Here is a 20010-nt window from a genome sequence, read left to right on the forward strand (position 1 = left end):
CCGGACAACGCCGAGCAGGCGGCACGTCTCGTACGAGGACTACCTGGTCGCGACGGCCCTGACTCTTGCCCGGAGGCACCGCCCTGTCTGGTGCTGGCGGAAGTGGCGACGAATCTGCCGCTGCGGCGCCGACCTGCCCTGTCGCGCTCGGCACCGAATCCCCATCAATCGTGGCCACTGGCCGGGAGAGGACACGCAGTGAAGGACGACCAGGAGCAGGCGATCCTGGCCGTGCACGTCCGAGGCTTCGACGGCATGTGCACCGGCTGCCGCGCCTGGTGGTCGCGGCTGACTCCGTACCCCTGCTGGCAGGTGGAATGGGCGACCAGCCGGCAGGCACGGACGATCACCGCCCGGTTTCTGGAGGGTGTGCGGTGACCACCCACGGCCCGGTCATGCCGGTCTGGAGCTGCGGCGGCTGCGACCTGCCCTGGCCCTGCCCCACCCGCAAGCGGGAACTGCGCGCGGAGTATGCCGACGCACCGGTGTCGCTGGCCCTCTACCTCGGCTCCTACCTCGTTCAGGCCACCGAGGACATGCCCTGGACACCGGCCGGTGTCTGCACCGACGTTTTCTCGGCTGGACCCGGGAAACGGAGCTACCGACGCCAGGAGTACGCAACACCGACCCGTCCGCGTCACCGATGACGCGGAGGAGACGATGACTCGATCCGGCCAGGAGCCCGTGATGATCATGCTGCCCGGGCAGGACGAGTACTTCCTGCGCGTCGGCGACCGGGTGGACGGTCCCGCCTCGCCGCCGCCGGCGCTCACCGAGGAGGAGCAGGCCGAGCGCCGGAACCGGGCCGCGGCGCTGGCCGCCGACTACCGCACCGAGCTGCTGATCGGCTGACACCGGGCACAACGTAAAGGGCTCACCGCCGTGGCCGAGACCACGACGGTGAGCCGTTTTCCGTACGAGGAGGTCAGCTCGTCGCGACGAGCTGGAACCGCTGGTTGGCCTGGCCGTTGCAGGCGTAGATCTGCACCTGCTGGCCGTTGCCGGTGCCCCAGACGTCGAGGCAGCGGCCGGACTGGACTCCGGTGATGGTGCCGTTGGAGTTGACGTTCCACTGCTGGTTCGTCTGCCCGTTGCAGCTGTAGATCTGGACGGCCGAGCCGTTGCCGGAGCCGGCGGCGTCCAGGCACATCGAGCCGTACACGGTCAGTTGCCGGCTGGAGGTGTAGGTCCACCGCTGGTTGGTCTGGCCGTGGCAGTCGTAGAGCTGCACCCGGGTGCCGTTGCTCTGCGAGGAGTTCGGCACGTCGATGCACCGGCCGGACTGGTTGCCGACGATCCGGCTCGCGCCGGTGGACGGCGGCGGCGTGGTCGGGCCGGCGGTCGGGGTCGGTCCGGCGGTCGGCGACGCGGTCCCGGTCGGCGTGGGGTTGGGCGTGGCGGAGTTGAGGACGTTGAGGACCGAGTTGTACGCGGCCTTCTTGTTGCCGCTGCCGTCGAACAGCAGCGGGTTCTCGTTGGAGCGCCAGGAGTCGCTGTCGCGGACACCCCAGACGGTGATGCCGATGCAGCGCGGCACGTTGATGCACGCCTGGGTCAGCCCGGCGTACTGGCTGGTGGACGAGTTGGTGACGTCGACCTCGGTCAGCGCCACGTCCACACCCAGCGCCGCGAAGCTGGACAGCGTGGTCTGGAAGTTGCCCGGCAGCGAACTGCCGCCGGTGAAGTGGGTCTGCAGGCCCACGCAGTCGATCGGCACGCCCCGGGACTTGAAGTCCCGGACCATGTTGTAGACACCCTGCGTCTTGCCGTACGACCAGTTCTCGATGTTGTAGTCGTTGTAGCAGAGCTTCGTCGACGGATCAGCCGCCCGCGCGGTACGGAACGCCACCTCGATCCAGTCGTTGCCGGTGCCCTGAAGGTTCGACTGACGACGACTGCCGTCCTCGTTGAACGCCTCGTTCACCACATCCCACGCCACGAGCTTGCCCCGATAGTGGGCCATCACCCCGTTGATGTGATCGATCATCGCCTGACGCAGGTTGCTACCACTCAGACTCTGCATCCAGCCCGGCTGCTGCGCATGCCACGCCAGCGTGTGCCCACGGACCTGGAGGCCGCGCTGCGTCGCCCAGTTGTAGATCTGGTCACCGGAGGAGAAGTTGAACTGGCCCCGCTGGGGCTGCAGCGCTTCCGGCTTCATCTCGTTCTCGGCCGTGATCATGTTGAACTCACGCGCCGCGATGGTGCTGTACGTGGAGTCGCCCAGGCGGTTCGCCGCGATGGCGGTGCCGAAGTAGCGGCCCGACTGTGCCGCGGCGGCGCCGAGCGTGCTCGCCGCCGCCTGGGCCAGGCTGGGCACCACGAGCGCGGCACCGGCCAGTGCCAGCGCGCTGGTGACGGCGGCCAGCACCACGCGGTGGCTGCGCCTCGGTAGATGTTTCATGACACTCCTCTGCATATCGGACGATGATGCGCTGGCGATGCCCGGCTGGACGCGGGTGGGAGCCGGCGGTGCGCCCACCCCGCGTCACTGCCCTGAAACTTTTCGAAGATGTACCGGTAACTTCCCTGGGAAGATATCCGCGACGGCACGATCGGTCAATGTCGATGTCAGCGCGAACATGGACTCAACCGGCTGATCAGCGCGGGAGTCCACAGATGTCCGTGAGGGCGAAGCGCGACGAGAACCGCGCCTAGGACCGAAAGTTTCGGAGAATCCCGGCGCGGCCGGTCAGCGATCGGCGGCGGCGTCGTACCGCTCGCGGTTGGCGTGCACCTCGTCCATGTGCGCCTCGGCCCACACCTTGATGCCGTACGTCAGCCGGTGCAGCGACAGGCCGAGGTCGGTCAGCTCGTAGGTGACAGTCACCGGCACGCTCGGCGTCACGGTGCGGATGACCAGGCCGTCGCGTTCCAGTGAGCGCAACGTCTGCGTGAGCATCTTCTGGCTGACCCCGGCCAGCCGGCGGGACAGCTCGGAGTAGCGCATGACCTGCGGCGCCGCGCTGTGGTCCGGGCCGTCGCGGCCGAGCGCGGCCAGGATCAGCGCCACCCACTTGTCGGAGATCCGGTCCAGGAGTTGCCGGCTCGGGCAGCCGGCGAGGAACGCGTCGTACTCGGCCCGAGCCTGCGCCCGCTTCTGCGCCGCCGTCTGCGTCGGCATCGTCCGCGCCTCCTACCCGGGGGTACCCAACGCACTCCGAAGTGCGTACTTCCCGAAGGAAAGTTACCCCTCCATCGTGGAGCAGGTCATCCCTCAAGAACAAGGGAGAACCAACCATGGGTACGCGTACCTTCCGCACCGCCGTCGTCCGCACCCCGGGCGGACCCGGCGCGATCGAGATCGTCGACGTCCCGGAGCGCGAGCCGGGGCCCGGCGAGGTCCGGGTGGCGGTCGCCGCGGCCGCGGTCAACCCCGTCGACCTCGGGGTGGCAGGCGGCTTCTTCCACTCGCTGGGGCTGATCGACCAGCCGCACCACACCGGTCTGGGCTGGGACTTCGCCGGCACCGTCGACGCCGTCGGCCCGGGCGTGGACCTGACCGCCGGAACCCGGGTCGCCGGTCTGGTGGCCGGGTTCGACCGCGACTACGGCACGTACGCCGAGCAGCTCGTCGTGCCCGCGGCCGGCCTCGGCGTCGTACCCGATGATCTGGATCTGGTGGCGGCGGCGACCGTGCCGCTCAACGGCCTGGCCGCGGCGCAGGTCGTCGACCTGCTCGGCGAGCCGCCCGCCGGTGGCCGGCTGCTGGTGACCGGGGCGGCCGGCGCGGTCGGCGGCTACGTCCTCGCGCTCGCCCCGGCCCGGGGATGGCGGGTGACCGGCCTGGCGCGGGCCGGCGACGAGAAGTTCGTCCGTGACCTCGGCGCCGGCTTCACCACCGCCGCCGAACCGGGCTGGGACGCGGTCGCCGACGCCGCCGCGTGGCAGGAGCGGGCGCTCGCCCTGGTCCGCGACGGCGGCGTGCTCGTCGGCGTGCGGCCCAACGCGCAGCCGGCCGCCGAGCGCGGCGTCACCGTCCGCGTGATCGAGACCCGCGCCGACGGGGTACGCCTCGCCGGCCTGCTCGCCCGCACCGCAGCCGGTGAGCTGCCGGCCCGGGTGCACGCGGTGCTGCCGCTGGACCGGGCGGCGGACGCGCACCGGGCGATGGCCGACGGCGGGGTACGCGGGCGCTACGTGCTGCGCCCCTGACCGCCGCGCGCCCGGTCCAGCACCTCCTCGGCGGTGAGCGGGCTGCGCGGATGGTGGGTGAGCGACAGCGGGGTGCGGATCTTGCGAGGTGCCGCGCCCTCGGCGGCGAGGTAGAACTCGCCCACCGTGAGGCGGGAGATGTCCGGCACGTCGCCGCCCTTGGCCCGGGCCATCTCGCGGGCCGCCTCGATCTGGATCGGGCTGTTCATCAGGCCGTAGAGCTGGGTCGCCGCGTTGCCGGGGATGCGGTTGTGCAGCCCCTTCGGCGCCTGGGTGGCGAAGATCAGCCCCAGCCCGTACTTGCGGGCCTGGGCGGCGAGCGCCAGCGTGCTCTGGGTGCACGCGGTCATCGCGCCGGACGGGGCGAACGTCTGCGCCTCGTCCATGATGAGCAGCCCGAGCAGCGGGCGGTCCCCGGCCGGGTTCTTCTTGATCCAGGCGAACAACGCCATCTGGAGCTGGTTGACGAAGCTCTGCCGTACGTCGTCGGACGGCAGGCCCACCAGGCTCACCACGGAGACGCGGGCCCGCTTGCCGGGTGCGGGGGTGAGGAGCACACCGGGGTCCATCGGCGTGCCCTCGCCGCCGAACAGCGGGTCGTTCACCATGGCGGCGGTCAAGGTCTGCGCCAGGCTGAGGCCGATCTTGTCGGCGTCGTCCAGGTCGATGATCCCGTCCGGCAGGTCGGCGAGCGTGTCGACGAGGCCCTGCAACCGGGAGCCGCCGCGCCGGCCGTAGTGCTCGACGGCCTTGCGCAGCACGGCCAGCCCCAGGTGCGCCCGGGTGGCCCGGCCGGTCACCATCGCGCGTGGTGCCAGGGACGCGACCGCCGCCTCGACGGCCTCGGCGAACTCGTCCGGGTCGTCGCGTACGCCGGTGAAGTCGGGCAGCGGCTGGAAACTCAGCGGACGGCCCGAGTTGCGGCGCGGTGTCCAGACGACGACGTCGGTGTGCGCGAGGTAGTCCCGGGCCTTGTCCGCGTCACCCGGTCGCCACTGCGCGGGCGGCTCGGGCCATCCCTCGCCGAGGCGGGCGAGGTCGTTGTTGGGGTCGAGCACGATGGCCGAGACGCCCGCCAGCGCGCACTCCTCGACGATGCGGCGGATGAGGACGGTCTTGCCGGAGCCGGAGCCGGCGAAGATCGTGGTGTGCTTGCGCAGCGCCTCCAGCGCCAGCGGCACCGGTTCCCCGTCGTCGTACCCGTGCCCGACGACGAACGAGGGATCGGCCGGGCCGGTGGCAGCGGCGGCGGCCGGCGGCGGCTCGGCGGGTTCCGGCGGCGGTACGGCGTCGGTGGTCCAGCGGTCCACGTCGGCCAGCGCGTGCTGGAGGAACTTCAGCTCCCGGGTCGGCCGGCGCTCGGCCAGCCAGCCCTGAAGGTCCATGGTGGCCTCGGCCAGCATGACCCGCAGCGCGGAGAGGATGCGCACGTCCTCGTCGTCGAGGCCGAGCGTCTGACCGCCCGCCTCGGTGAACGCGCCGACCGCCTTGCGGGTGGCCGCGCTCGCCGACCAGGCGCGGTTGCGCAGCAGGAACAACTTCCGTCGGCCCGATCCGGTGTCGAGGGCGGCGGCCACGCTCGCCTTGCGGAGCCGGGCCAGCGCGGCGTTGCCGTGGTGGTCGTCGCCGATCGCCCGGAAGCACCAGTGCACCTGGTCCTCGGTGCGCTCGTCGAGCGTGAGCCGCAGCCGGGCGTGCAGCGGCGGGTCGGTGCTCGGTGGCGGGTCGACGCTGAACGCCTCGCCCGCGTCGCCCCGCTCCAGGATCCAGGCGGTGAGCCCGGCGGCGAGCAGCGGCGGCATCGCCTCGTCCTCGGACGCGCGCCGGAGCGGGCCGGTGACGTCGGCGGCCTCCCGCAGCTCGGCGAACCGGGCGTCGTACCGGTCCATCTCCTCGCCGGCGGCCGTCACCGGTGCGGGGCGGGGCGCCCGGGGTTCGGCCGTGGGCGGCTCGCCGAGCGTGGTCATCTCCCGCACCTGGTCGTCGGCGATGCACTCGCGGATGTGCCGGTCGATCTCGATGAGCAGTTGGCGCGGGGTGAAGGCACCGGCCTCGGCGAAGGCGCGCGGGGACACCGGCCACGACGGGTACGGCGGCACGAAACCCGCCTCCCGGTAGCGGAGCGCGAACCGCTTCTCGATGATCGCCCGGGCCAGGTCGGCGTCGTCGATCCGGCGCAGCGGCGGGGCTTCGCGGAACCGGTCGGCCACCGTGTCGGCCGCGGCGGACTTGATGACTGTCCACGAGTTCGGGATGCAGGCGAGCACGGTGAGCGTGCGCCGGGTCGTCTGCCGCAACGCCATCAGGCCGTCCGCCATCCGGGCCAGCATCAGCGCCTGTTCGGGGCTCATCGCGGCGGCGCCGGCCAGCGCCGGGTCGCTCTGGATCGCCAGCTGGGCGATGAGCGTGTCGATCTGGTCGATCGCCACGACCGACGGGCCGGTGAGGGCGAGCAGCCAGGACAGATCCTGCACGATCTGCTGGGCCGGGCGCGGAACCCGGCGCATGCCCCAGGCCGCGCGTTCCCCGGCGACCATCTCCTCTCCGGAGAGGAAGTAGTTCTCCGCGACGTCGCGGTGGGAGATGTCCTCGGAGGCGCTGAGCGCGAGCGCGCGCGCCGTCTCCTGGCAGGTGCGGGCCGCGTGCCGGTCGAAGTCGCCGAGCCCGTCCAGGAAGGCGTCGAGCGCCACCTTGGTCAGTTCGGTGTCGCCCATGACGGCACGGCGTGCCGTCCGTGGCGCCCCCACCATCGCGGACAGCCGCCGCAGCAGCAGTTTGAGCTGCGTCTCGCTGCTGCCGGGCACCGGCCGGGACAGGCCGTCGAGCATCGCGGCGAGCACGCCGTCCCAGAAGCCGCCGGCGTCGAGCAGGCCGACCAGGAAGAAGTAGCCGCCGCGCTCCTGCACCTGCTGGCGGACGACGCCCAGCAGGTGGGTCTTGCCGGAGCCGCGCTGACCCTGGACGACCAGGCCGAGCGGGCTGCCGTGCGGGTTCGACGCCGCCTCGTCCACCCCGGCGAGGACTTCCCGGACGACGGGTACGTGCAGGCCGTCGACGTGGAAGGGCAGCGGGCGCCACACGTCGTCGGGCACCGGCGCCCAGTCGAACCGCAGGGCGGCCAGCGCGTTCCGTTCCGCCTCGTTCATTACACGCCGATCGCCAGCAGGTGGTTGTCCTGGCCGCCGAGGCGAAGCGCGGCCCCGGTGTCGGCCCCGGTGAGCGTCTTCTGGTTCGACTCCGGCGCGATGGTGACGCCCTCGGAGCGGCTCAGCCGGCGCAGGGCCTCGTCCAGGTCGTCGCGCGGCACGTCGGCGAAGAACGGCCGCAGCCGCCGCAGGCTCACCCAGGCGCCGGGCTCGTCGGCGAGCGCCCGGTACGCGGCGACCACACGCGCCTCCAGCGCCCCGGCCGGCTCAGCGGCGGGCGCGCGCACGTCGGTGAGCGCGAAGAGTTCGGCGAGCGTCGCGCAGCCGCTGCGGGCCAGAACACGATCACGCAGGCTCACCTGCAACGCGGTGAGCGCGGCACCGAGCGCGCTCGCGCCCCGCAGCGCGAAGTCCAGGTCGCTCTGCATCCGTACCCAGCCCTTGTCGTCCAGTTGCAGGGCGTACGTCGGCCCGCTCTTGCGGCTGGCGACGTAGTGCAGGCGGGTGAGCTTGTCGCGCTGCGGCTTGCGTACGACCAGGCCGTAGCGGTCCCGCAGTTCGGTGCTCAGCACCTCCCGCGCCTCGGCCATGAGCACGACGAGGATCGCGCTCTCGGATGCGGTCAGGTCATCGCCGGCCATGGTGCCGTCCTTCCGCCAGGTCTCGGCGACGTGCCCGCAGATAGGTGCCGATCTGCGTGACCACGGTGCCGACGTCGTGGATTACTCGGGCGTTGGTGAAGCGCAGGACGGCGTAGCCGTCCAGTTGCAGCTGGACGTCACGCTGCCGGTCGGCCTCGAAGCGGACCGGACGGCAGTGCTCCGGGCCGTCGATCTCCACCACGCACCGCTCGTCCGGCCACACTAGGTCCAGGCGTACCGGCGCGGAAAGGCGGTGCGACTGGTAGTTCTGGTTCCATCTCCGCCCGGCCGACCAGCTCTGCGCCGCCAGCGCCGCCTCCAGGCGCTTCTCGGCGTCGCTGCCCGGATGCGGCCGGCCTGCCACCGGCGCGTATCCGGCGGGTACGGCCGGCGGCGCGACGGGGAACGCCGGGAGCCCGTCCAGCCCGGCCGCGCCGGCTCCGGCCAGCCAGACCGGTGGACCGCCGTGCTGCACCAGCCACGCGCCCCCGGCCGCGACCACCGCGGCGTCGCCGTGGACCGGCTCCACGACCAGCACCACCTTCCGCCGCCCGAACGCGTCGGCGACGAGACGCGCCAGCGCGGCGGCCCGGGCGCGCAACGGGAGCGTCGTGGCACTCGGCCGTCGCCCGGTCACCGCGAAGACGGCCAGGTCGGTCAGGAACGAGCCGGGGTAGCGGTCCCGGCGGGACCGCGCGGCGGCCGCGGCCCGCACGGCGGCGAGTCCGGAGGTGTCCGGGCGGACGTCGTGCGCGGCCTCGGGCAGCCAGGCCGGCAGCAGCTCGACGGCGACCTGTTCGAGCCGGTCCAGCGCGGCGTGCACGAAGTCCGCGGGCATGGCGTACGCCGAGGCGGGGCGGTGCACGACGGCGGCCAGCTCCGCGTGGTCGCGGGCGATCATCATGGCGACCGCGTCGGTGTCCACGCCGGGCAGGGCGACGACGCGGTCGGTCGGCAGACCGGCGAGGACCGGGTCCATGCAGCGTCGACCCTCCCCCACCGTCGACCCTGGGCGTCGGATGACCAGAGTACGAATCGTCTTCGGCCGGCGCCAGCCCCTGATACGCCGGACCGCGACCGCGCGGCGACGCTCAGGTGATGTCGCGGCGCATCGGGACGACCACGGCGATCGCGGCGGCGGCCAGCGCGTACCCGGTCAGCAGCAGCGCGCCGGCCGCCGGCGGCAGGAGTGCGACGGCGTCGCTGCCGAGCTGCGCGGACATCGCGTCGGCGACGTAGGTGAAGTCGGTGAGCGCGGCGGTGGCTCCGCCGGGCAGGAGCGGGTAGAGCGCGTTGACGCCGGGGATCATCATCAGGACGGGCTCGGCCAGGTACAGGTAGCCGACCACCACGCACACGGCCGCGACCTGGTTGCGGAGCAGGGCGCCCACGCCGGTGCCGACGAGCAGGTAGACCGCCATCGCGACGCCGATGCGGGCGAGCAGCGCCAGCACCGTGGGAGCAGGCAGGCCCAGCGACACGCCACGCACGGCGGCGACTGTGAACAGGGCCGCCGCGGCGGAGCCGGCCAGCACGATCCCGTAGCCGAGGCCGACGATCGCGTGGGTGGCGAGTTTCGCGGCGAGCACCCGCCCCCGGCGCGGCGCGAACATGAACGTGACGGCGGCGGTGCCGTGCCGGTATTCGGACGTGGCCGCGAGGGCGCCGGCGGCGGCCGGCACGAAGGCGGTGAAGCCGAGGATGCCGAGGATCGACCGCAGGCCCTCCTCGGTGTGCAGGCCGGGCATCGGCGGGTCGAAGTTCTCCGGTCCGACGAGCGCCATCATCCCGACCAGGCCGCCGCCGAGCGCGCCGGCGGCGAGCAGCAGCGCGCCCCACATCCGGGTCGCCAGCACCCGGCGTAGTTCCGCTCTGAGCAGGTTCATCGGGCCTCCGCCGGGTCGCTGGTCAGGTCGAGGAAGAGCTGTTCGAGGCTTGTGGCCTCGGTGACCAGCTCGTGGATCCGCAGACGGTGGTCCGCGGCGAGGTCGGCGACGCGCGGCGCGTCCAGTCCGCGTACCCGCAGGCGGCCGGGCCCGGCGGTCTCGACGGACCCGGCGGCGGCCGTCAGCGCGGCGGCCAGGGCGTCCGCGTCCGGCGACGTGACGAGCACCGCCGGCGGGCCGGTGAGCCGGGACCACGGCCCGGCGGCGACGAGTTCGCCGCGCCGGATCACCACCACGTCGTCCACCACCTGCTGGACCTCGTGCAGGACGTGGCTGGAGACCAGCACGGTGCGGCCCTCGTCGGCGAGCCCGCGCAGCAGGCCGCGCAGCCACGACATGCCTTCCGGGTCCAGGCCGTTCGACGGTTCGTCGAGCAGCAGGACGCGAGGGTCGCCGAGCAGCGCCGTGGCGAGGCTGAGCCGTTGGCGCATGCCGGTGGAGAACCCCCGGGTACGACGGTCGGCGGCGTGCGCGAGGCCGAGCAGATCCAGCAGTTCCGCGACGCGGCCGTCCGGGCAGCCGGCCATCGCGGCGTAGACGCCCAGGTGGTCACGGGCGGTGTGGCCGGGGTGGAACGCATTGCCGCCGAACACCGCGCCGACGGTCCGCGACGGCTGGGCCAGCCGGCCGTAGGGCTGCCCGCCGATCGTGGCGGTGCCGCTGGTCGGCGTCACCAGTCCGGTCAGCATGCGCATCGTGGTGGTCTTGCCGGCGCCGTTCGGGCCGAGGAAGCCGGTGACCGCGCCGGGCCGCACGGTGAAGGTCAGATCGCGTACGGCGGTGACGTCGCCGTAGCGCTTGGTCAGGCCCGACGCCTCGATCGCCAGGTGGTCGCCGGTCATGGCCGGCTCCCCGTCGCACGCCCGATCGTCTCGGCGAGGCCCGCCGCGGCCGGGTCGGAGACCACGACCTCGTCGAACTCTCCGCCGGCCGCCGCGCGGTCCAGCACCAGGTGCAGCGCGAACCGCTCCCGCCCGACCCACATCCGTTCCCATCCGGTGAACCGGATGTCGATCACGTCGCCGTTGAGCATCACGGAGGCCATCAGTCGTCGCCCTTCGTCGTGTCGGAGTCGTGCGCTGACGTGTGCGTGTCGCCGGGGGTCGCCTGGCGGTCGGCGGGCATCAGGATGGTCGCCAGCAACCGGGGGGTCCGTCCGTCGCCGGGCCCTCTGGCGAGCAACGGGCCGACCAGCGCGTTCAGCCCCGCCGCGAACTCGTGCAGCTCGGCGTCGGTCAGGTGCAGTACGAGCTGCTGGTATCCGACGCCGTCGGCGACGAAGTCGACGGACTCCCGTGCCAGGTAGCGGGAGAACTCGGACAGCAGGCTCGACACGAACGCGGTGAAGTAGCGCGCGTGGTCCTCCGGCGTCGCCGTCGCCAGGGCCGCCGGGTCCAGCGCCGCGCCGTGCGCGGGCAGCGCGTACACGCGCTCGACGGCCCCGCGCACCTTGCGCTCCTGCACCACGTCGAGCATCCCGGTCTTCACGAGCGTCGCCAGGTGCCGGTAGAGCGTGGCCTGCGGGACGTCGGGCAACAGCTCGACCAGGTCGTGCGTGGTCACCCGGGTGCCCGCGACCGCGCGCAGGATGCGGATCCGCACCGGGTGCAGCGCGGTCTCCGCCCACCGCTCCATCGACGTCGTCACGCCGCAGACGTTATCACTATCGAGAACGATAACGATAGGGCCGTGAATGAGGACGGTGCCGGAAGGCAGCCGTCAGGCGGGCGGGCGGGTGTGGTGGGCCAGCACCCGCGCCAGCAGCCGGGTCAGGTCCGCCCGCTCGTCCGGCGACAGCGGCGCGAGCAGGTCGTCCTGGACGGCGGCGAGGCGCTTCTCCAGCCGCCGCAACTGCCGCCGCCCGGCCGCGGTGATGGTGACGACGTTGCGCCGCCGGTCGGCCGGGTCGGGGCTGCGGGTGACGAACTCCCGCTCGGCGAGCTCGTTGAGCGCCGCCACCACGTCGCTGACGTGGATGCCGCTGCGCCGGCCGAGCGCCGCCTGACTGGCCGGGCCGAACTCGTCGAGCGTGGCGAGCAGCCGGAAGTGGTAGCCCCGCGCGTCGACAGCCGCGAGGCCGTCGGCGACCAGCCGCCCGGCGCGTACGGCGGTCTGGGTGATCAGCCAGCTCGGCAGGCCGGCCAGGCGGGTCGGTACGAGGTCCGGCTCCGGGTTCTCCACGAACCCAGCCTAACCGTAAACGTTGGCAGCCCCAACGATTTGCGATACCGTTGGTCACCCCAACGTTAGTGCTACCAACGATCGGAGCACGACAGTGATCGAGCCGTTCCGCGTCCACGTCCCCCAGGCCGACCTCGACGACCTGGCCGACCGCCTGGCCCGCACCCGCTGGCCCGACGAACTGCCGGACGCCGGATGGGACTACGGCATCCCGCTGGCCCGGGTACGGGAGCTGGCCGAGCACTGGCGCACCGCGTACGACTGGCGGGAGGCCGAGGCCGAGCTGAACCGGTATCCGCAGTTCACCACCACCATCGACGGGCAGAACGTCCACTTCCTGCACGTACGCTCCGCCGACCCGGACGCGCTGCCGCTGATCCTCACGCACGGCTGGCCCGGCTCGGTCGTGGAGTTCCTCGACGTGCTCGGCCCGCTGTCCGAACAGTTCCACCTGGTCGTACCGTCGATTCCGGGGTTCGGGTTCTCCGGCCCGACCCGGGAACGCGGCTGGGACGTAAACCGCGTCGCCCGCGCCTGGGCCGAGCTGATGCGGCGGCTCGGCTACCGGCGGTACGGCGCACAGGGCGGCGACTGGGGTTCGGTCATCTCCACCCGGCTCGGCGGCATCGACCCGGAGCACGTGGTCGGCGTACACCTCAACTACCTGCCCACGCCCCCGCCGCCGGGCTGGACCGGGGAGACCGGCCTGTCCGACGGGGACCGGGACCGGCTCGCCCGGATCATGCGGCTCAAGACGCAGCGGCACCCCCACCAGGTGCTCTACGCCAGCCGGCCGCAGACCGTGTCGTACGCGCTGCACGACTCCCCCGTCGGGCAGCTCGCGTGGATCGCCGAGAAGTTCACCGAGTGGGCCGATCCCCGATCCACAGTCGGCGTGGACCGCATCCTCACGGACGTCTCGGTCTACTGGTTCACCGGCACGGCCGCCTCGTCCGCCCGGCTGGTGCGGGAGAGCGCGTTCGGTGGCCCGCCCGCGCCCTGCCCGCCCCCGCTCGGGGTGGCCGTGTTCGCACACGACATCACCCAGGCCGTCCGGCCGATCGCCGAGCTGACGTACACGATCCGGCAGTGGAGCGAGTTCGACCGGGGTGGTCACTTCGCCGCGCTGGAGGTGCCGGAGCTGTTCGCCGACGACCTCCGGTCGTTCTTCTGGAACCTGCGGTGACGGCCGCGCTCAGCCCATGGCCGCCGCGAACATGCCCGGCTCGTACGAGCCGCCGCGCTGGTGCACGAGCACCGCGAACCGGTTCGCCGCGTTGATCAGCCCGAGCAGGCAGACCAGCGCGGCGATCTGGTCGTCGTCGTAGTGCTTGCGCACCTGGGCCCACGTCTCGTCGGACACGCCCTGATGGGCGTCGGCGAGCCGGGTGCCCTCCTCGGCGAACGCCAGCGCCGCGCACTCGGCCTCGGTGAACACGGTCGACTCACGCCAGGCGGCGACCAGGTTCAGCCGGACCGCGCTCTCCCCGCCGGCCACCGCCTCCTTGGTGTGCATGTCGATGCACCAGCCGCAGCCGTTGATCTGGCTGGCCCGCAGCGACACCAGCTCCTGCACCGTGCGGGGCAGCGACGACTGGTGGATCACCAGGCCGGCGCCGGCGAAACGCTTCATGAACGTCGCCGAGACCGGGTTCTCGAACAGGTTGAATCGGGTCTGCATGGTTGCGCCCTCTCTGCTGGGGTGGGTGCCTGACGAACACGAGATGCCGGGGACGCGTCCGGGCGTGACGGCGAGGCCGGGTGAGGACCGCCACAGCGACCCGATGTCACACGGCGGCGGTGGCCGGCGTCTGGTGGGGAACGCAGCCGAGCAGCGAAGGAGCCAGTCATGGCGGACCCGGCCACCGAGGACTTCCTCGCGCACCGGAACCTGCTCTTCACCGTCGCGTACGAGATGCTCGGCTCGGCCGCCGACGCGGAGGACGTGGTGCAGGAGACCTGGCTGCGCTGGGCCGGCGTCGACCTCGGCATGGTCCGGGACCGGCGCGCCTACCTGGTGCGGATCACCACCCGGCAGGCGCTGTCCCGGCTGCGCACGCTGGGCCGGCGCAAGGAGTCGTACGTCGGCTCGTGGCTGCCCGAGCCGCTGCTCACCGCGCCCGACGTGGCCGACGACGTGGCGCTGGCGGAGAGCGTGTCGATGGCGATGCTGCTGGTGCTGGAGACGCTGACGCCGACCGAGCGGGCCGTGTTCGTGCTGCGGGAGGTGTTCGACGTCGGCTACGACGAGATCGCCGAGACGGTCGAGCGGAGTCCCGTCGCCGTGCGGCAGATCGCCCACCGGGCGCGGGCCCACGTCGCGGCGCGCCGCCCCCGGCGTACCGTCCCGGCGGCCGAGGCCCGCGACGCCCTCGACGCGTTCCGGCGGGCCGTCGAGACCGGCGACCTGGACGGGCTGCTCCGCGTCCTGGCCGCGGACGCGGTGCTCGTCGGCGACGGCGGCGGGATCAAGCAGGCGATCGCCCGGCCGGTCACCGGCGGCGACAAGGTGGCCCGGCTGCTCGCGGGCGGCTGGCGCCGGATCGCCGCGGTGGCGTCGATGGAGCCGGCGCAGGTCAACGGCTACCCGGCGCTGCTGGTACGCCTCGACGGCGAGCTGGACACGGTCGTCGCGGTACGCCTCGACGACGGCCGGATCAGCGGCCTCTACGCGGTGCGCAACCCGGAGAAGCTGTCCCACATGACCCGCGAGACCGCACTGCGCCGGTGAGCCCGCGACCGTGCGACGATCGCCGGATGAGCAGCGCCGCCCCGCCCGACGTCAGCGCCCTCGCCATCAACGTGACGGTGCCGGAGGAGCTGCGCTGGACCGACACCCGGCGCGGCGAGGAGTTCACGCTGACCACGCTCAACGTCCGGCTGCTGCCGGACGGGCGCCTCGCCGCGAAGGCGTACGGCCGGCCCACCGCGGGTGGCCGCGGCGCGTACGTGTCGTTCCGGGTGCCCGACCGGCCGGAGCTGGCCGCGCTCGTGGCGGCGGCGGCCGACCGGGCCGCCGCGCTCTGGGCCGCGCACGGCGGCCTGGACTGACTGCGGATCAGCGGCGGATGCCCGCCCCGCCGTAGCCGTGCGACACCGCCGCCTGCGGTTCCCCGTCGGGCCGCCAGTCCGCCACCTTTACCAGGCCCGGTTCGACCAGCTCGTACCCGTCGAGGAAGCGGGCCACCTCGGCGCGGGTGCGGGGCACCAGCGGGGAGCTGCTGCGGCGGTAGATCGCCGTGCCCTGCTCGGTGGGCAGCGTCGGCAGGCCGTCCAGGGTGAGGTGAGACAGCGCGAGCACGCTGCCCGGCACTGTGGCGTCGCGCAGCTTCGCCACCGCCGCGCCGGGGTCGTCGGCGTCCGGCACGAAGTGCAGCACCGCGAGCAGCAGCACCGCGACCGGCTCGCTCAGGTCGATGGTGGCCCGCAGCGCCGGGTCGGCCAGCAGCTCGCCGGGACGCCGCAGGTCGCCCTGGAGCACGACGGTGCGGCCGTCCGCAGGCAGCAACCGCCGGGCGTACGCGACGGCGACCTCGTCGTAATCGACGTAGACCACCCGGGCGTCGGGGCGTACCGCGCGGACCACCTCGTGCACGTTGCCCTGGGTGGGCAGGCCGGCGCCGATGTCGAGGAACTGGCGTACGCCCTGCTCGGCGGCCCAGCGCACGACCCGGCGCAGGAACGCGCGGTTGCTCTGCGCGGCGACGCCGGTGTCCGGGAAGATCTTCAGAACCTCCTCGGCGGCGGCCCGGTCGGCGGCGAAGTTGTGGCAGCCGCCGAGGTAGTAGTCGTACATCCGGGCGACATTGGGTCGGTTCTCAGCCTCCGTCACGTCTCGATGTCTAGCACTCTGGGCGACACACCGCTGACCCGTCGTGTCGGTGATCCGGCCGATCCCGCCGTCCACCTGGTACGACGGTGGGACATGCCGTCGCGAGGAGGTACCGATGACAGGTGGACGGGAGACAGTGGAGGTCGAGCCGGTGGTGTTCCGCGCCGTCTACGACTCGCCCGCGTCACTGCCCGGGCGGCACCGGTGGACCACACCGGAGGCCGACGTGCGACGGCTGGAGAAGCTGCTGAACATGCCGACGCGCAGCATCGGCGCGCCGCTGTGGGTCAGCGGCGACGAGCCGGACTGCCCGAAGTGCGGGCGGCGGGTCACCTGGTACGACATCGTCGCGTCCGCGCTGCACGGCGTGCACGACCACACGATGATCGCGCGGGTGATCCTCGGCGAACGCAAGTACGTGAACACCGAGGTGCCGGACGCGATCCCCGGTGTCCACTGTGCCGACTGCCGCACCCCGATCACCGGGCTGCGCAGCTTCAAGTGCCACAACTGGGCGTACGCGTTCGAGGCGCTGGAGGAGGTCGTCACCCGGATGTCCGGCCCGGCGGTTCAGTCGTCGCCGCCGGCCGCTTCCTGAGCGCGCCGTTCCGGACGGCGGCCGGGCGGGGACTGCGGCTCGGGGCCGGGGTCGGGCACCGGCGGCATCGGCCGGGTGACCGGCCCGTCGCCGGTGACCCGGAGCTGTTCGCCGTGGTGCCACAGCTCCACCGCGTCGCCCGGGCCGGTGTCCGGCAGCTCGTAGCGGGCCTCCCGCTCGGTGAGCGTGACCCGTAGCCGGTGCCCGTGCCGCCGCAGGTGGAACACCAGCCGGGTGATCGGCCGGGGCAGGCGCGGCTCGAACGCGAGCACGCCCCGGTCGTCGCGCAGCCCGCCGAAGCCCTGCGCCACCACCAGCCAGGCGCCGGCCAGGGACGCCAGGTGCAGCCCGTCGGCGGTCTTGTCGCCGAGGTCGGCGAGATCCTGGAACGCCGTCTCGGCGAACAGGTCGTACGCCAGGTCGAGGTGCCCGACCTCGGCGGCGAGGATCGCCTGGGCGGACGCCGACAGCGACGAGTCCCGGACCGTCCGCGCCTCGTAGTAGGCGACGTTGCGCGTCTTCTCCTCGGAGGTGAACTCCCCCGGGCAGCGCAGCATGGCCAGCACCAGGTCGGCCTGCTTGACCACCTGCTTGCGGTACAGCTCCAGGTAGGGGAAGTGCAGGAGCAGCGGATAGTCGTCCTCGCCGGTGCCGGCGAAGTCCCACTCCGGCTGCGCGGTGAATCCGGCGGACTGCTCGTGCACGCCGCGCTTGCCGTCGTACGGGACGAACATCGCGTCGGCGGCGGCCCGCCAGCCGGCCACCTCGGCGGCGTCGGCGCCGAGCCGCGCGGCCACCTCCGGGCACTGTTCCGCGGCGTCGGCGGCGCCGCGCAGGTTGCGCCGGGCCATCAGGTTGGTGAAGACGTTGTCGTCGACCAGCGCGGAGTACTCGTCCGGGCCGGTGACGCCGGTCAGGTGGAACGCGCCGCCGTCGTCGAAGTGGCCGTAGCCGTGCCACAGCCGGGCGGTCTCGATCAGCACCTCGGCGCCGCACTCGGCGAGGAACGCGGTGTCGCCGGTGGCCGCGACGTACCGCAGCACCGCGTCGGCGATGTCGGCGTTGACGTGCAGGCCCGCGCTGCCGGCCGGCCAGTAGCCGGAGCACTCCCGGCCGCTGAGCGTCCGCCACGGGTAGGTGGCGCCGGTCAGGCGCAGCTCGGCCGCGCGCTCGCGGGCCTCGGGCAGATGGGCGTGCCGCCAGCGCAGCGCCGAGCGGGCCAGCTCCGGCGCCAGGTACGTCAGCACCGGCAGCACGTAGCCCTCGGTGTCCCAGAGCACGTGCCCGTCGTAGCCGTTGCCGGTCAGCCCCTTGGCCGGGATGGTCCGGTCGCCGTCGGCCCGCCCGGACTGGAGCAGGTGGAACACCGAGAACCGCACCGCGAGTTGCAGCTCCGGGTCGCCGTCCAGCTCGACGTCGGCGGTGGCCCACGCCGCGTCCAGCGCGGCGCGCTGCTCGGCGAGCAGGGCGTCGAACCCGTCGGCCCGGGCCGTGTCCGCCTCCGCGACGACCAGGTCGGCCAGCTCACCGGCCGGGGTGCCGTCGACGTCCGCGCACTCGTACGCGGCGAACCGGGTGACCCGGATCCGCTCGCCGGGGCGTACCGGGCCGGACAGCGCCAGCCGGAACCGGTCGGCGGTCAGTTCGGTGTCGGTGGCGATCTCGTCGGGCGCCTCGACCCGGTGCGCGACGGCGACGGCGACCCGCTGGCCGCTGCGCCCGGTCCGGTGCACGAGCACGCCGTCGAGGCCGTCGTGGCGGCGGAGTTCACCGGTGAGCGGGTCGTGGATCACCGAGGCGGCCCGGGGGTCGTCGGCGCGTTCCGGCACCCGCTGGTTGGCGAGCAGGTCGGCGCCGACCCGCAGCCGGACCGGCTCGTCCAGCGGCTCGACCGTCCAATCGAGCGCGGCGACCGGGCGACGGGTCAGTGACACCAGGCGGGTGCTGCGGATCCGGACGCCCCGGCCGCCCGGCGAGACCCACTCGGTCTCCCGGCGGACCACCCCGGCGCGCAGGTCCAGCTCCTGGTGGTGCTGCCGGATCGTGCCGGTGCCCAGGTCCAGCGGCTCGTCGTCGACCCAGAGCCGGATCAGGGCCGCGTTCGGCGCGCTGATCACGGTGTCGCTGCGTTCCGGGAACGCGTAGCCGCTCTCCGGGTAGGTCAGCTCGTGCTGCTCGTGGAACCCGTTGAGGTAGCTGCCCGGCATGCCGCAGGGCTCGCCCTCGTCGAGCGTCCCGCGCCAGCCCACCCAGCCGTTGGCGAGCGCGAAGACGGACTCGGTCTCGCCCAGCCGGTCCAGGTCCGCGCTGGTGCGCCGGATCCGCCAACCGTCGTCGCCGTGCGGCACGTGCCCTCCCGAGTCCGAAGCCTGGACCGCCACCGAATCAGACCCGGCTGGGAGGTGGCTGGGACTCCGGTACCCGTGGCGGCGCCCGACCGCACCTGGGGGTGGCCGATCACACGGTGACGAGCACGAGCGCGACGGCGGTGCCGAGCACCAGGAACGGCCCGAACGGCAGGTGCCCGGACCAGCGGACCCGCCGGGCGGCGAGCAGCACCACACCGGCCAGCCCGGCGAGGACGAGCGCGAGCACCAACCCGGCCACCAGCACCGGCCAGCCGTACCAGCCGAGCAGCGCGCCCGCGCCCAGCGCCAGCTTGGCGTCACCGAGGCCGAAGCCACGCCGCCCGAGCAGCAGCGTGGTCGCGGCGAACCCGCCGCCGAGCGCCAGCCCGGCGACTGTGGCGCGGATCCACGGATCCACGCCCGCGCCGGTCAGCGCGGCCACCCCGAGCAGCACCCACGTGCCGGCCGCCGCCGGCCAGGTGAGCCGGTCGGGCAGGCGGTGCGCCATCGCGTCCACGATCGTCATCGGCACCGCCCAGACCAGCCACCAGGCCAGCGCCAGGCGCGCGGCGGGCGCGCCGCCGGCGAACACCGGCACCGCCACCGCGAGCAGCAGCGCCACCTCCACCACGGCCGGCGCCGCGCCGATGCGGGCCCGGCAGGCCGGGCAGCGGGCGGCGGGGCCGAGCGCCGGCAGCGGCCGGTCCAGCCCGATCGGGGCGCCGCAGCCGTCGCACGCCGTCCGGTCCGGAGACCCCGGCGGTACGGCGTAGCGCGCCACCGCCAGCCGGAGCAGGGGTACGACCGTCAGGGCGGCGATCAGCCGTGCGCTCGGACGGCGGGCATCGGCCACCGGTCCGGTACGCCGTACCCGTTCAGCCGTCATGCCGGCTCCCCCGTCCGGTCGCCGTGCGTTCCATCGTGGAGCACGCAGAGTGATTTCTCGTTCGGGTGAATGTGACGACTGAGGCGGACAGGAGCGGGTGGTGCGACGCGGCGACGGCCGGGGCGGGCCGTGACGTGATCCCCGGCGAACCGGCGGGACGGATCGGACGAGCGGCATGCTCCCCACCCATACCGGCGGCACGACGATGGCTCGCCGCCGCCGCTGCGGCGCGTACGGGTGAGCACACGCCCGCCGGCTCCGAGCCCCGCGGAAGCCC

The 20010-nt window shown here is 73.4% G+C and carries 20 protein-coding genes and 2 pseudogenes; 8 read left to right on the top strand and 14 right to left on the bottom strand.

The window, feature by feature from the left end:
• Positions 1-87 precede the first annotated feature (87 nt).
• The 3 genes and pseudogenes from ABIH81_RS06815 to ABIH81_RS06825 all read left to right on the top strand — a co-directional run.
• Positions 88-378, top strand: a pseudogene (locus tag ABIH81_RS06815) (hypothetical protein); the annotation flags it as partial.
• Positions 375-664: pseudogene (locus ABIH81_RS06820) on the top strand (hypothetical protein). The pseudogenes ABIH81_RS06815 and ABIH81_RS06820, both read left to right, overlap by 4 nt.
• 23 nt (positions 665-687) lie before the next feature.
• The gene (locus tag ABIH81_RS06825; protein WP_349879526.1) at positions 688-852 is read left to right on the top strand and encodes a hypothetical protein; all 165 of its coding nucleotides are present in this window, start codon (positions 688-690) and stop codon (positions 850-852) included.
• A gap of 73 nt (positions 853-925) precedes the next feature.
• Here ABIH81_RS06825 and ABIH81_RS06830 read toward each other — a convergent pair whose 3' ends face one another.
• Both ABIH81_RS06830 and ABIH81_RS06835 read right to left on the bottom strand, forming a co-directional pair.
• A complete protein-coding gene (locus ABIH81_RS06830; protein WP_349879527.1) occupies positions 926-2404 on the bottom strand; it encodes an endo-1,4-beta-xylanase in 1479 nt (492 codons plus the stop codon).
• 288 nt (positions 2405-2692) lie between these two features.
• The gene (locus tag ABIH81_RS06835) at positions 2693-3124 is read right to left on the bottom strand and encodes a helix-turn-helix domain-containing protein (protein ID WP_349879528.1); all 432 of its coding nucleotides are present in this window, start codon (positions 3122-3124) and stop codon (positions 2693-2695) included.
• 116 nt (positions 3125-3240) lie between these two features.
• Between ABIH81_RS06835 and ABIH81_RS06840 the strand changes: the two genes are divergently transcribed.
• Positions 3241-4155, top strand: coding sequence for an NADP-dependent oxidoreductase (locus tag ABIH81_RS06840; protein ID WP_349879529.1), 915 nt, complete (start codon positions 3241-3243; stop codon positions 4153-4155).
• On the opposite strand, the gene ABIH81_RS06845 is transcribed toward ABIH81_RS06840, so the two are convergent.
• The 8 genes from ABIH81_RS06845 to ABIH81_RS06880 form a co-directional block, all read right to left on the bottom strand.
• Complete coding sequence (locus ABIH81_RS06845; RefSeq protein WP_349879530.1) at positions 4137-7301, bottom strand: DUF87 domain-containing protein; 3165 nt, start codon at positions 7299-7301, stop codon at positions 4137-4139. The two genes, ABIH81_RS06840 and ABIH81_RS06845, sit on opposite strands and share 19 nt — an antisense overlap.
• Entirely contained in the window at positions 7301-7942 is a 642-nt protein-coding gene (locus ABIH81_RS06850; protein ID WP_349879531.1) for a hypothetical protein, read from the bottom strand. The genes ABIH81_RS06845 and ABIH81_RS06850 overlap by 1 nt, the downstream gene beginning before the upstream one ends.
• Complete coding sequence (locus ABIH81_RS06855; RefSeq protein ID WP_349879532.1) at positions 7929-8921, bottom strand: DUF559 domain-containing protein; 993 nt, start codon at positions 8919-8921, stop codon at positions 7929-7931. Before ABIH81_RS06855 ends, ABIH81_RS06850 begins: the two co-directional genes overlap by 14 nt.
• A gap of 112 nt (positions 8922-9033) precedes the next feature.
• On the bottom strand, positions 9034-9828 hold the full coding sequence (locus ABIH81_RS06860) for an ABC transporter permease (protein ID WP_349879533.1): 795 nt from the start codon (positions 9826-9828) through the stop codon (positions 9034-9036).
• Positions 9825-10730 carry an ATP-binding cassette domain-containing protein gene (locus ABIH81_RS06865; RefSeq protein ID WP_349879534.1) on the bottom strand — a complete coding sequence of 302 codons (906 nt, stop codon included), beginning with the start codon at positions 10728-10730 and terminating at the stop codon, positions 9825-9827. The genes ABIH81_RS06860 and ABIH81_RS06865 overlap by 4 nt, the downstream gene beginning before the upstream one ends.
• The gene (locus tag ABIH81_RS06870) at positions 10727-10933 is read right to left on the bottom strand and encodes a hypothetical protein (RefSeq protein ID WP_349879535.1); all 207 of its coding nucleotides are present in this window, start codon (positions 10931-10933) and stop codon (positions 10727-10729) included. Before ABIH81_RS06870 ends, ABIH81_RS06865 begins: the two co-directional genes overlap by 4 nt.
• A complete protein-coding gene (locus ABIH81_RS06875; RefSeq protein ID WP_349879536.1) occupies positions 10933-11535 on the bottom strand; it encodes a helix-turn-helix domain-containing protein in 603 nt (200 codons plus the stop codon). Before ABIH81_RS06875 ends, ABIH81_RS06870 begins: the two co-directional genes overlap by 1 nt.
• A gap of 72 nt (positions 11536-11607) precedes the next feature.
• A complete protein-coding gene (locus ABIH81_RS06880) occupies positions 11608-12069 on the bottom strand; it encodes a MarR family transcriptional regulator (RefSeq protein ID WP_349879537.1) in 462 nt (153 codons plus the stop codon).
• Between the two features lie 94 nt (positions 12070-12163).
• Here ABIH81_RS06880 and ABIH81_RS06885 point away from each other — a divergent pair, with 94 nt between their 5' ends.
• Positions 12164-13255, top strand: coding sequence for an epoxide hydrolase family protein (locus ABIH81_RS06885; RefSeq protein ID WP_349879538.1), 1092 nt, complete (start codon positions 12164-12166; stop codon positions 13253-13255).
• Between the two features lie 9 nt (positions 13256-13264).
• Here ABIH81_RS06885 and ABIH81_RS06890 read toward each other — a convergent pair whose 3' ends face one another.
• Positions 13265-13750 (bottom strand): carboxymuconolactone decarboxylase family protein, encoded by a 486-nt coding sequence (locus ABIH81_RS06890; RefSeq protein ID WP_334467635.1) that lies wholly within the window; start codon positions 13748-13750, stop codon positions 13265-13267.
• A gap of 168 nt (positions 13751-13918) precedes the next feature.
• Here ABIH81_RS06890 and ABIH81_RS06895 point away from each other — a divergent pair, with 168 nt between their 5' ends.
• Positions 13919-14800, top strand: coding sequence for an RNA polymerase sigma-70 factor (locus ABIH81_RS06895; protein WP_349879539.1), 882 nt, complete (start codon positions 13919-13921; stop codon positions 14798-14800).
• Between the two features lie 26 nt (positions 14801-14826).
• Positions 14827-15120 (top strand): hypothetical protein, encoded by a 294-nt coding sequence (locus ABIH81_RS06900; protein ID WP_349879540.1) that lies wholly within the window; start codon positions 14827-14829, stop codon positions 15118-15120.
• 7 nt (positions 15121-15127) lie between these two features.
• Here the strand turns inward: ABIH81_RS06900 and ABIH81_RS06905 are convergent, their stop codons facing one another.
• Complete coding sequence (locus ABIH81_RS06905) at positions 15128-15865, bottom strand: SAM-dependent methyltransferase (protein WP_349881028.1); 738 nt, start codon at positions 15863-15865, stop codon at positions 15128-15130.
• 151 nt (positions 15866-16016) lie between these two features.
• Between ABIH81_RS06905 and ABIH81_RS06910 the strand changes: the two genes are divergently transcribed.
• Entirely contained in the window at positions 16017-16499 is a 483-nt protein-coding gene (locus ABIH81_RS06910) for a hypothetical protein (protein WP_349879541.1), read from the top strand.
• Here ABIH81_RS06910 and ABIH81_RS06915 read toward each other — a convergent pair.
• Both ABIH81_RS06915 and ABIH81_RS06920 read right to left on the bottom strand, forming a co-directional pair.
• Complete coding sequence (locus ABIH81_RS06915; RefSeq protein ID WP_349879542.1) at positions 16472-18847, bottom strand: glycosyl hydrolase family 65 protein; 2376 nt, start codon at positions 18845-18847, stop codon at positions 16472-16474. The two genes, ABIH81_RS06910 and ABIH81_RS06915, sit on opposite strands and share 28 nt — an antisense overlap.
• A gap of 109 nt (positions 18848-18956) precedes the next feature.
• Positions 18957-19733 (bottom strand): A24 family peptidase, encoded by a 777-nt coding sequence (locus tag ABIH81_RS06920; protein ID WP_349879543.1) that lies wholly within the window; start codon positions 19731-19733, stop codon positions 18957-18959.
• Positions 19734-20010 lie beyond the last annotated feature (277 nt).

This window comes from Micromonospora sp. HUAS YX12 (genome assembly GCF_040215685.1).
Classification (GTDB): domain Bacteria; phylum Actinomycetota; class Actinomycetes; order Mycobacteriales; family Micromonosporaceae; genus Micromonospora; species Micromonospora tulbaghiae.